This window comes from uncultured Brachyspira sp. (genome assembly GCF_910578695.1).
In the GTDB taxonomy this organism is placed as follows: domain Bacteria; phylum Spirochaetota; class Brachyspiria; order Brachyspirales; family Brachyspiraceae; genus Brachyspira.
The window spans coordinates 1-12,502 of record NZ_CAJTQJ010000027.1; the positions used below are offsets into that span (position 1 = coordinate 1).

General features: G+C 27.1%; 9 protein-coding genes and 1 pseudogene. 9 read left to right on the forward strand and 1 reads right to left on the reverse strand.

The genetic code is table 11. The features are described from left to right. The first annotated feature begins 452 nt into the window (after window positions 1-452). The 5 genes from QZ288_RS08055 (at window position 453) to QZ288_RS08075 (ending at window position 6,193) form a co-directional block, all read left to right on the forward strand. The gene (locus QZ288_RS08055; RefSeq protein ID WP_295157457.1) at window positions 453-3,092 is read left to right on the forward strand and encodes a calcium-translocating P-type ATPase, PMCA-type; all 2,640 of its coding nucleotides are present in this window, start codon (window positions 453-455) and stop codon (window positions 3,090-3,092) included. Between the two features lie 80 nt (window positions 3,093-3,172). Further along, on the forward strand, window positions 3,173-4,558 hold the full coding sequence (locus QZ288_RS08060) for a tetratricopeptide repeat protein (protein WP_295157460.1): 1,386 nt from the start codon (window positions 3,173-3,175) through the stop codon (window positions 4,556-4,558). Window positions 4,559-4,683: 125 nt separating this feature from the next. Further along, window positions 4,684-5,262, forward strand: a complete 579-nt coding sequence (locus QZ288_RS08065) for an RlmE family RNA methyltransferase (protein WP_295157463.1) — start codon at window positions 4,684-4,686, stop codon at window positions 5,260-5,262. Window positions 5,263-5,287: 25 nt separating this feature from the next. After that, complete coding sequence (locus QZ288_RS08070) at window positions 5,288-5,713, forward strand: SoxR reducing system RseC family protein (RefSeq protein WP_295157466.1); 426 nt, start codon at window positions 5,288-5,290, stop codon at window positions 5,711-5,713. 12 nt (window positions 5,714-5,725) lie between these two features. Continuing rightward, on the forward strand, window positions 5,726-6,193 hold the full coding sequence (locus QZ288_RS08075) for a hypothetical protein (protein WP_295157468.1): 468 nt from the start codon (window positions 5,726-5,728) through the stop codon (window positions 6,191-6,193). A gap of 8 nt (window positions 6,194-6,201) precedes the next feature. On the opposite strand, the gene QZ288_RS08080 is transcribed toward QZ288_RS08075, so the two are convergent. Further along, entirely contained in the window at window positions 6,202-8,499 is a 2,298-nt protein-coding gene (locus QZ288_RS08080) for a DUF3536 domain-containing protein (RefSeq protein ID WP_295157470.1), read from the reverse strand. A gap of 197 nt (window positions 8,500-8,696) precedes the next feature. On the opposite strand from QZ288_RS08080, the pseudogene QZ288_RS08085 reads away from it, so the two are divergent. The 4 genes and pseudogenes from QZ288_RS08085 (at window position 8,697) to hflX (ending at window position 12,468) form a co-directional block, all read left to right on the forward strand. Continuing rightward, window positions 8,697-9,536: pseudogene (locus QZ288_RS08085) on the forward strand (Rpn family recombination-promoting nuclease/putative transposase). A gap of 502 nt (window positions 9,537-10,038) precedes the next feature. Further along, window positions 10,039-10,758, forward strand: a complete 720-nt coding sequence (locus QZ288_RS08090; protein ID WP_295157472.1) for a hypothetical protein — start codon at window positions 10,039-10,041, stop codon at window positions 10,756-10,758. Between the two features lie 32 nt (window positions 10,759-10,790). After that, window positions 10,791-11,360 carry a bis(5'-nucleosyl)-tetraphosphatase (symmetrical) YqeK gene (gene yqeK / locus QZ288_RS08095; RefSeq protein ID WP_295157475.1) on the forward strand — a complete coding sequence of 190 codons (570 nt, stop codon included), beginning with the start codon at window positions 10,791-10,793 and terminating at the stop codon, window positions 11,358-11,360. Window positions 11,361-11,367: 7 nt separating this feature from the next. Further along, entirely contained in the window at window positions 11,368-12,468 is a 1,101-nt protein-coding gene (gene hflX / locus QZ288_RS08100; RefSeq protein ID WP_295157478.1) for a GTPase HflX, read from the forward strand. Window positions 12,469-12,502 lie beyond the last annotated feature (34 nt).

The following is a 12,502-nucleotide window of genomic DNA, read 5'->3' on the forward strand; positions in this document are numbered from 1 at the left end:
TAAAAGATGAAGCTCTTAAAATAATTTTTTTATTTATAACTATTTTTTATTTATATAGAATTTTAAATATGATTAGAAAAGTTATGAGAGTTCTCCATTGTTAAAAACTGCAGTGATTATTAAAAATGATTTTAAATATATAAGATGATTGTATTAAGTTTTAAGTTAGTAATAATAAAAAAAACTTGACATTATTTTATTATTTGTTATTATATATCAATAATAAAAATGCTCTTGAGGGAGTAGTTAGCGTATTTTACGCGGCAAAGTCAACAATCGCAGCTTATATCATATAATTATTAATTTGTTATAAGTTTGGCTAGCCTTAATTAATGAGACTCAAGTATAGATAAACTTTTAAAGTAATCATAATATTTTGAAGGTTTATTTATACATGAGTCTTTTTTTATGCTTTTTATAAAAAACAATAATTAAATGGAGGTTTAATTTGTATGGATAGCTTTTTAGGCAGTAAAGATGATATTATAAAAACTCTTAATACTAATACAAAAATCGGATTGAATGAAGAGGGAAGAAAATTAAGCTTAGAAAAATATGGGCAGAATATTTTTACAAAAGAAAAAAATATTTCATTATTTCAAAAAATATTAGAATCATTGAAAGAGCCTATGATACTTATGCTTATATTTGCAGGAATCATTGCGGTTGCTGTTAATAGTATTGCCTATTTTAATGGAGAGCATACTGATTTTCTTGAATGCTTAGGCATATTTATAGCTATAAGCTTATCTATTACTATTACTATCGTTATGGAAGGTAAAAGTGCTAAGGCATTTGAAGCTTTAAATAAAATTAATGAAGATATAAGAGTAAAAGTCATAAGAGACGGTAATATAGAAATAATTAATCAAAAAGATTTGCTTGTAGGAGATATTGCCTTTATAGAAACAGGAAATAAACTTTCAGCCGACGGCAGACTTATAGAAAGCGTATCTTTGAATATAGATGAATCATCTTTAACTGGAGAGAGCGAGCCTGTAGAAAAAGATTCTGAAGCTGTAATTACAGATGAAAAAACTCCTGTAGCTGAAAGAATAAATATGGCTTATTCAGGTTCTTTCGTTACTACAGGTAATGGAAAAATGATAGTTACTTCTGTTGGCGATGCTACAGAGTTTGGAAAAATAGCAAGAGAGCTTTCAAAAACTCATAAAACTTCTACTCCTTTACAGGAGAAACTTGCAGAACTCGGTAAAAAAATAGCTATTTTCGGAATAACTGCTGCAGTGATAGTATTTATTATTCAAGCATTTAATTTTATAAGGACTGGAAATGCTAGTTTTGAAACTATTTCAGAGGCTTTTATTACAAGTATAGTATTGATTGTTGCATCAGTTCCTGAAGGCTTGCCTACAATAGTTGCTGTTTCTTTATCTGTTAATATTATAAAAATGGCTAGGCAAAATGCATTAGTAAAGAAAATGGCTGCATGTGAAACTATAGGCAGTGTTAATGTTATATGTTCTGATAAGACAGGTACGCTTACAGAAAATAAAATGACTTTAAATACATTATTTACAAAACATAAATATACTGAGCCTGAAAATATTAGAGACGAAAATATTATTAAAAATTTTTCAATTAATTCTACTGCAGATATTGATTATAAAAATAATCAGGTTAAGTTTTTAGGTAATCCTACGGAATGTGCTTTATTATTAGCTGTAAATAAATCTGGTTTTCATTATAAAGAAATAAGAGAAATGGCAGAAATTATATATGAATATCCTTTTTCATCTGATACCAAAAATATGACAACAGTTGTAAAAATAGATAATGAAACTGTAGTATTTTCAAAGGGAAGTCCTGAAAAAATAATGTCTATATGCAGTATGAGTGATGATGAAAAGAAGTTCATTGAAGAGGAGATAGAAAAATTCCAAAATGAAGCTAAGAGAGTTATAGCATTTGCCCATAAAACAGCTGACAGCAATGCAGAAAATATCAGAGAAAAATTAGAAAGCTCTATGATATACGATGGATTTGCAGTAATATCTGATCCAGTAAGAAAGGAGGTTTATGATGCAGTTAATAAATGTAAAAGTGCAGGGATAAATATAAAAATGCTTACAGGGGATAATATTGTTACAGCAAAGGCAATAGCAAGAGAATTAAAAATGCTTGACGAAAATAGTATCGTACTTGAGGCGAAAGATATTGATGCTATGGACGATACTGCATTAAATCAGAATCTCAGTAAAATATCTGTAATAGCGAGAAGCACTCCTGCAATAAAAATGCGTGTTGTGAATGCTTTAAAATATATGGGTAATGTAGTTGCAGTTACAGGAGACGGTATAAATGATGCTCCTGCTATTAAGAATGCTGATGTAGGTATTGCTATGGGTATAACAGGAACAGAAGTTTCTAAAGAGGCTAGCGATATAGTTCTTCTTAATGATTCTTTTGCTACTATAGTTAAAGCAGTACAATGGGGCAGAGGAATATATGATAATTTTCAAAGATTTATACAGTTTCAGCTTACAGTTAATTTGGCTTCTGTTGTAGTTGTACTTATATCAACTTTAACAGGTTTAAAATCTCCTTTTTCTGCTGTACAATTATTATGGATAAATATTATTATGGACGGACCTCCTGCTATTGCTTTGGGGCTTGAGCCTATTAGAAGTAATTTGATGAAAAGAATGCCTATAAAAAGAAATGCTAGTATTGTAACGAAAAGAATGATATTTAAAATAGTATTTTCAGCTTCTGTAATGATAGTATTATTTATGCTTCAAAGCAAGCTTAATATACTTAATATTGATGAGTCTCAGCAGTCTTCTGTTTTATTTTCTATGTTCGTAATGCTTCAGATATTCAATTCATTTAATAGCAGAGAATTGGGATATGACAGTATATTTAAATATTTTTTTAATAATAAATTAATGCTTTTAAGTATGGCGGCTGCATTTGTGTTGCAGATATTAGCAACTCAATTTGCAGGCGGATTTTTCAATACAGTGCCTTTAAGTTTTAATACTTGGTTGAAAATTATAGGGATTTCATTTATTATTATTTTAGCTGCTGAAATTTTTAAAATATTTGTTAGATTAATAAGGCAGAAATAATTTTATAGAATAAAAAAATTAATAGAAAAAAAAATAATTCCGAATTTATATATAGTATAAATTTAAAATGTAGAGTAAATATGAATTATAGTATTGCGATTATAGTATTTATATGTGTATTCATTACACTTTGGCTTATAGTAAAAAAATTATTATTTAGCAAATTATCAATTAAAACTTCGGATATTGATAAAGTTAATAAATTTATCAGCGAAGGTAAAAATGATATGGCTTTATTAAAGCTTAAAGATATTTTATCTAAAGATAGTGCAGGTATAAAAAGAGCTAAAATACATTCTATGATAGGCGATTGTTATGCTAATATGGGCGAATATTCTTTTGCCATAGTTGAATATAGGCATGCTATAGATGACGGCGATAAATCTCCTGATACTATTTTATCATTGGCTAAGGCTTTAAGTGAAATAGAAAGAAAAGAAGAAGCATTAGCACAATACCTTACTCTTTTTAAGATTGATGAATACAAATTAACAGCTTCTATAAAAATAGGCATTATATATTATGAAAACAGACAGTATGATATGGCTATAAAATATTTTGATGAAGCTTTGGATATTCAGCCTAATAATTCTGATGCTTTAAAATATAGGGCTTTCTGTTTTGTTAATATAGGAAAGTTCAATGATGCTATTACTTCTATGACTAATATGCATGAAAAAACTCCTGATGACAGTTCATTAAATTATAATTTGGCTAAAGCCTATAGAGGAAGAGAAGATTATAAAACAGCCATAAAATATTACTCTAATTCATATAAAGATAAAGAATATTCTGTCAAGTCATTGTATGAAATGGGACTTTGTTATATAAAATTAGAAAATATAGAATCTGCTATAAAAACTTTAGAAAAGGCTGTAAGCTATGAAAGTTATGATAAAGAATTAAATTTGGAGATACTATACACTCTTTCTGAATGTTATGATATAGTTAAAAATGCTGATAAATCTATTGAAATATTAGAAGAAATAGTTGTATTAGCTCCTAATTATAAAGATGCTAATGAAAAACTTAATCGTCTTAAAGATTCAAGATACAGCGAGAGTCTTAAAAAATTCTTCAAATTGGAGGGTGAAGAATTTATAGAAGCTGCTTTAAAAGTGACAGCAAGTATGGGGCTTATTCCATATTCTTTAAAAACTACTGATAAAAAATATTTAATAGTTTTTGCAAAAGAGAGCAGCAGCATACATTCTCCTAAAAAGATAATTTATTTTAGAACTTCTTATAGCCCTATATTTAATGATGAGCTTGTTAATTTATATGAACATTCAGTTAATGCTAATATAGCTAACAGCATTCTTATAACTTATGCTATGATTAGCCCTGATGCTATAAGATATGCTGCAATGTCAAGAATTGATATAGTAGGTATAAAAAGACTTGAAAATTTGGTTGCTAAATCTTATCTTGTAAGTTTGCCTGTAGGTGTTACTAGAACAGAGTAGCATTTATAAATTTTATATATGTTACTTTTTTATAATGAAAGCAGTAGATAATATCTATTGCTTTTTTATTTTAAATTTTATATTATAATAACAGCTAATTTTTATTTTGAAATGTTGGATTATAGATGAGAAAGGTACAGGATTTTTATTTTAAAAAAGCAAAGGAAGAAAATTATAAAGCTAGAAGCGTATTCAAATTAGAGGAGGCTCAAAATAAATTTAAGTTTATAAAATCTTCTGATATAGTATTGGATATAGGCTGTTCTCCGGGATCTTTCAGCCAGTATATGCTTAATAAAATATTGAAAAAAGGTTCTGTAGTAGGAGTAGATATACTTCCTAATTCATTTGCACATCAAAGATTTACATTTATATTAGGTGATATAAAGGAAATAGATATTTCTGTATTTAATGATATTTTATTTGATGTTGTAGTGAGCGATGCTATGCCCAATACTACATCAGATAGAGAAACTAATCATTTTCGTTCTATTTCTTTATGCAAGTCTATATTTAATTTGGCTAAGGAGGTTTTAAAAAATGGCGGACATTTTTTTATAAAAGTTTTTGATGGAAAAGATTTACAAATGTTTAAAAAAGAGCTTTATGAATATTTTGATTCTGTAAATGTATTCAAACCTAAAAGCTCAAGAGATGAAAGCAGAGAAGTATTTTTATTTTGTAAAAACTTTAAAAAATTATGATAATATATATAAAAAAGGAGTTATAATGAAAAGAGAATTTGCCCTAGTATTGGAAACATACAATGATAATGTAGCTAAAGTTGAATTGCAGAGAAGTTCAAGCTGCGACGGATGTACTATATGTAATTCTAGCAAACCTGTTGTTCTTAGAGCATTCAATAACATTAATGCAAGTAAGGGAGATAGTGTTGTTATAGAAGTTGAAGAACTAAAAAGAGGGACTAATTTTTTTGTTTATGTAATACCTTTGCTATGTCTTATAATAGGGTATTTTTTAGGAGAATATATAAGCAAACTTTCTCATATAGAACATAATTTAGGACCTATATTTTCATTTGCAGTATTTTCTATATATGTGATTTTGGGAATACTAAAATTAAAAAAAGATAATAAAATAATAGCTAATATTATTTGTAAAAATGAGGTTATAAAAGATTTTAATGAAAAATAGGACTTTATTAATATGAAAAAAATAATACCGACTATTATAACTATAATTGCAGCATCATTAATAACATATTTATTTCTTTCCAAAGATAAGCCTTTTGAGGAATTATATACTATAAAAAATGATGCTGTATCTTCTGTAAATAAAGTTACAGGATTAAATATACATCCTAAAATAGATGAAATAGAAGATGATATAAAGATATTTACTTTCAATAATGTTGATGATATGCTTAACTATAGCGTTAAATATGCTAATTATTTATGGAAAAATGAAGGGTATTATATTACTACAAATTACAATTTCGGCAAAAAAGATGACGGTAAAATAGAGCTTGCTAAAAATTCTTCCGATGACGGAAAAGTAATAAAAATAAATGTAGAATGCTTTACTAATAATTCATTCACTGTAATACTAAGTCTGATTAATGGGAGTTTAATAATGAGAAATATTAATGAAACAAATTCTGACAGCAGTAAATAAAAAAATTATTATATATTGTCCATATTGAAATTAAGCCAATATCCCAATTCTTTAAATGAATTTTTTTCATCGTCATTAAATTTTATATCAGCATTTTTATATCTTAGAAGTATTTTATAGAATATATTTTCAAAAGTATTTCTATCTATAGGCATATCATTATTTGATAGAAATTTTATGTCTTTAAGTATATCATATATTATCAAAGCATTTCCTGTTTCATATAGTGAGTTTAAAGCATTTTTTATATTATCTCCGATTAAATTTGATATACCGCTGTTTGATATAAATATTCCTGCGTTCCTTGCATCTTTTAAATTTTTTGATACTTCATTATAAGCCTCTCTTCCTTTTTCTGCTATTTTTTCTCTAAGTATCGGCGAAGCCATAGCACCCATTATTCTTCTATAGTCATAATCAGGAGTAATATTATTAAAATGAAAATATTCAAAAAGTTTTTTGTATTCAGGAAACAGCTGATGCATTAAAGCGTCCAATTTTTTTATATCATCTTTAAATAAATTGTCAGCGAATTTGTCCCTTATATCTGAAGTTAAATCTTTTAAATACATTGTATAAATTGTACTTTCATTTAATTTATTAGAATCTTCTGATATTTGTATTTGATTTTTTAATTCATGATTTTCATTAGAAGTATTAACTTTGAAATATATATCCGAATCTATATTATCTATTAATATTCCTTCTATATAGTTTTGTTCTACTTTTATTGCTTTTACTTCATGTTTAAAAATATTAATATTTGTATCTTTATATTCGCCTGACATAAGATTAAATGTAAAATAATTGATAATATAAAGTTTTATAAATACATCAACTTTAGCTTCTTTTTCATAGAAATATTTAGCATTATGGTGTTCAGGCTTATTGCTTATAGATTTTTCAAGCATTTCTACAAATTCTTTATGGGCTTCATCTACAAAAGATAATTTTTTATCCTTTACTAATAATCTTGCATAATGGAATGACTGTTCAGCATACTGCATATTTTTTACAGGCTCTAATCTTGATACATCTTCAAAGAACCAGCCGCATGATGTATATGTAAATAATGAATATTTATAAGATTCCATTAAAAATATAAATTCTTTAAATGATATATATTTGCTGCATATTTCATATAAATCTTTTGCATCTAAATCATTGTATATAGCCCGTACATATTCTTCTCTTAAAGAGTTTCTAGTTTCATCAGTAAAGTTTAAAAAAGTATTAAATAATTTATCCTGCATTTTTCTTAAAATATCGAAAGCCTCTCTTAAAGGACCTCTCCAAGATAAATCACATCCGTCCCAGCCGCCGCATCCGCAATTACTTCGCCATCTTTCTACACCGTGAGAACAGCTCCAAGAAGTTCCTCTTCCTCCTGTGCCGCTATGAAGTATAACTTCTTCCATAGGCGGATGTATATTTAAATAATGTTCATAGTTAGTAGGAGTAATTCCGTCATAATTAACATTTTCTTTGAAATATCTTGCTAAACACATATCGGCAAATGGCTCATGATGTCCATAGCTTTCTCCGTCAGTAGCTATATTAACAAGTTTCCTTTCGCCATAAGCATTTCTTATTCTTTCTGCAAGTTTATCAGAAGAAGTTAGAAGATGTTCAAATGCTATTGCCTGAGATATATAGGGATCATAGAAAAAAACTATAATCCTTTTGCCGTTATGTCCGTACAGCCAATATGGTTTTGAAGTATCGATTTTACCGTCTGATACATCTAATGTTGTTATATTTTTTACATAATGTGCCTGATATGGAGATAATATTGTAAACTTTACTCCGCAGTCATATAAGGCATCAACCACATCTAAATTTATTGCTGTTTCTGAAAGCCATATTCCGCTTGATTTTCTTCCGAAATATTTTTCAAAATTATATAAGCCCCATTTTATTTGTACTCTCATATCTTCTTTTTTGGCTAAAGGAAGTATGATATGATTATAAACCTGAGCTATTGCATTTCCATATCCTAATCTATCTATACTTTTTTTATCTGCTTCTATTATGCGTTCTAATAAATCTTTTCTTGTTTTTGCTATATAATCTAAAAGCGTAGGTCCGAAATTAAAACTCATATATTCATAGTTATTAGACATATCATTTATTCTTCCGTATCCGTCTAATATTCTGGAATATGCATTTGGGCTGTAGCATTCATTTGTGATTCTTTCATTCCAATCATGAGCAGGAGAAGCACTTGGTTCTTTTTGTATTTCGCCTAAGAAAGGATTTTCTCTTGGAGGCTGATAAAAATGACCATGCAGTATCAAATATCTCATAATAGTTTCCTGAAAGTAAAGTTTTTTTAAAAAATATTTTAAAGTAAAGTATTTTATGATTATAAATAATTTATATCTTAATTGCAAGAATTTTATTTCAAATTATTAGTTTTTATTGCTATGCTCGCCTACGCCCATAATAAGCAAATAAATAAATTTATTTGCTGGCTTCGGCTCACTTTTTTTAATTATTTTTTATTATTATAAATTATTATTTTGTACGCTATTTATTTTCGTATACTGGTAATGAAAATATAGTTTTAAATTTTATCAATTCAGTATTCAAAGATTTGAATTTTACGGCTTTTGAAAAAATTGAAATAATGAATCCTTCGCCGAAGGCGATGTTAAATGCATAACACAAAACGGAACTGTAGTTATAATAGAAATTCAGCTTCAAGGAAATTCAAGTTTTCCATAAAGAATACTCTATTACTGGGCTGTTAATTATAGTAAATTATTAAAAGACGGTGAAAGGTATGATGAGCTTACACCTATAATTAGTATCAATCTTCTTAATTTTAATTTAGATAAAAAAACAAAAAATATTCATTCCTGTTATATGCTTTATGAAATTAATAATAAAAAGTTATTAACAGACCACCTGCAAATACATATAATAGAATTAAAAAAATTTAAGAATAATTTTATTATCCAAAGATTTAAATTGCTGGCTTAATTTTTTTACATCAAAAAATGTGGAGGCTTCTATGTCTGAAATAGTAAGAGAAAAACCTTTAATGGAAGAGGTTCATAAAAAATATAATAATTTTATTAAAAGTAAATTAATGATGATGGAATACGAAAAAAAGGAAGCATATTTGTATGGTAATCAAATAATGCTTGCTGAAGAAAGAAGATTAGGAAAAGAGGAAGGCATTAAAGAAGGTATAGAGAAAGGAATAGAAAGAGGAAAAGAAGAAGGTATTAAAGAAACTCAGATATCAATGGCTAGAAATATGAAGAAAGACGAAGTAGATTTTAATATAATTTCTAAATATACAGGCTTAAGCATAGAAGAAATAGAAAACTTGTAAGGTAGTAATTTTTATAAATATAAATAAAAAATAAAAAACTTGTGAGTGCCTGACATTCGCAGAATGGCAGGATGTAACTAACGAACAAGTTTTTTATTAGTAAATAAGAAATAGAAAAGTTGTAAGAAATATTTTCAAGCTATAAACGAACAGCTAATAACCGACATTAAGGAGGTTATTAGCTAATTTAAAGCGAGTTTATAGCTAGCAACAATAAAGATAAACGAGTAGCTGGCAACTGACATAAGGAAGTTGTCAGCTATTATTAAGCGAGTTTATCGCTAGCAATAATATAAAATAAATTTTTTTAAATACTAGAAAGCTAAATATAAAAATTGTGAGCGTATAGCAAATTCATTTGCTATACTTTTTAAGCGAACAATTTTTATTAGCAATAATATAAAGTTTATAGCTAGCAATAATAAATAAATAGAAAAACTTTAATTTATAAAAAAATATATATTTAAATTAATAAAAAGTAATATAAGGACTTAATTGTAATATGAAAAAATTATTATTGATGATAAGTATTTTTATATCAATTAACTTATCCCTTTCAGCAGCAAGCGGATTTGAAGCTTTAATAAATGTACCTCTAGGAATTTCTGTAGGAATACCTATAGGCAAAATACAGGGAAATACTAGAAAAATTGATGCAGGTTTTGATATTGGGGTTACAGCTCAATTCGGATATGTAATAGATTTTAAAAATAAAATAGGACTTAGTATTTTAGGAGAAGCAGGATATAGTTATGATACTTATTCATATTCTATGCATTCCAATTCAGATATAAAAATAGTAAATTCAGCTTCATTTCATAGCTTTCAAATAGGTGTTCTGCCGAAAGTAAATATTAAAGATTTTTCTATAGGAGTTGGAGGAGGATTAAAAATTCCTATAGCTGGAAATTCAGAAGAAAGAATAACTAAATACGGTACTAATTATACATCATCAGGCAGTAAAATGAATACGGCGGAAATAGTAAATAAATATGATAAAATGAATATTATACCTTATATAAAGTTAACATTTGATTATTCTGTATTTAATAATTATAATATAGGGGCAAATTTCGGACTATATTTGAATTATGAATTTGGTGTTAGACAAAAAATAGATAAAAAGAAATATATATCAACAGACAGCTTTGGTTTCGGTTTGCAAATAGGTTTAAGGTTTAGTCCTTTTAATACATCTCAAATGAAAAAAGATGAATTATAAATATTAATTTTAATTATTATAGAGTGCATTATATGAAAAAATTTAATAATCAGGAATTAGAAATAGTAAAATACATAAAAGAATATCTGCCTTTCAGAGAAAAACATATACTTTCAGCTAGAGAGCTTTCTATTGAAATAGCTGAAAAATATAATATAGATACTCAAAAAGCTTCAATTGCTGCATTATGTCATGATTTGGGAAAAAGATATAAAGATGATGATATGCGTAAAATTATATTTGAAAACGATAATATTGAATATCCAAAACATATAACAGGTGCTTTGCTTCATTCTAGGGTAAGTTCTATAATTGCAGAAAAAGAATTTAATATAACGGACAAAGAAATTTTAAATGCTGTAGAAAGCCATACAGTAGGACATGCCGATATGAGTATGCTTGAAAAAATAATATATGCTGCTGATTATCTTGAACCTTCGCGTAAACTTGAAACTGCTGATAAAATCAGAGAAAAAATTTTTATAGATTTTGATAATGCATTTTTAGAAGTTGTATTAGAATCTATTACATTTGTTTTAAGAAAAAATCAATATTTATCTGATAAAACAATAGAACTTTATAATTCATTAGTGATTGGTTAAACTTTTTATGAAAAATGAAAATATAAAAAGAGCATATATAATATTCGTATCCGACACTAAGCAGTACAAGAATAATAAAATAAATTCTGAAAATATACTAAATGAACTTTATATGTTATGCAATACTGCAGGATATAAAGTAATAGAAAGATATTCATTTATACAGCCTAAAATATCAGCTAGAACTTATATAGGCATAGGAAAATTAGAAAGTTTAAAAGAAAATGCTTTAATCGATAATGCAGAATATTTTATATTTGATAATGAATTAAGCGGCTCTCAGGTTAATGCTATAGAAGAGAACTCTAATATAACAGCACTCACAAGAACGGAAATAATATTAGAAATATTTGCTATAAGGGCAAAAACTATGACTGCTAAAATGCAGGTGGAATTGGCGTTTTTAGAATTTGAATACCCAAGATTAAAAGGTAAAAGAACCAATTTAAGCCAAATAAAAGGAGGAATAGGATTAAGAGGAGGAGCAGGAGAAAAGCAGTTAGAATATGATAGAAGAAGAGCAAGAGAGCGTATACATAAATTAAAATCTCAATTAAGCAAAGTTGAAAAATCTGCAGGCGTAGGAAGAAAAGGAAGAGGAAATGCATTCAGAGTTGCAATAGTGGGATATACTAATGCTGGGAAAAGCACATTATTTAATTTACTTTGTAAAGAGAATGTTTATGCAGAAGATAAATTATTTGCAACATTGGACACTCATACAAGAAAGCTTTATCTCTCTGATGATTCTCCTGTAGAAGCTATAATAAGCGATACTGTAGGATTTATAGACAGACTTCCTCATACTTTGATTGCATCTTTTAAATCTACATTATCTGAAGTTGTTGAGGCTGATTTGCTTTTACATTTGGCTGATGCGGGCGATGAAAATATAGAAGAAAAGCTTATTCAAGTTGAAACTATAATAAAAGAAATAGATGCCTCTCATATAAAACGAATAGTGATATTTAATAAAAGCGATAGTATAGATGAAATACAAAAAAATAAAATATATACTTACTATGATGATGCTGTACTAATAAGTGCAAAAAATAATACCAATATAGAAACTATAAGAAAGAAAATACTTGACACCATACTAAACTAATATATTATATTTATAATAATTATATCGGCTGGAT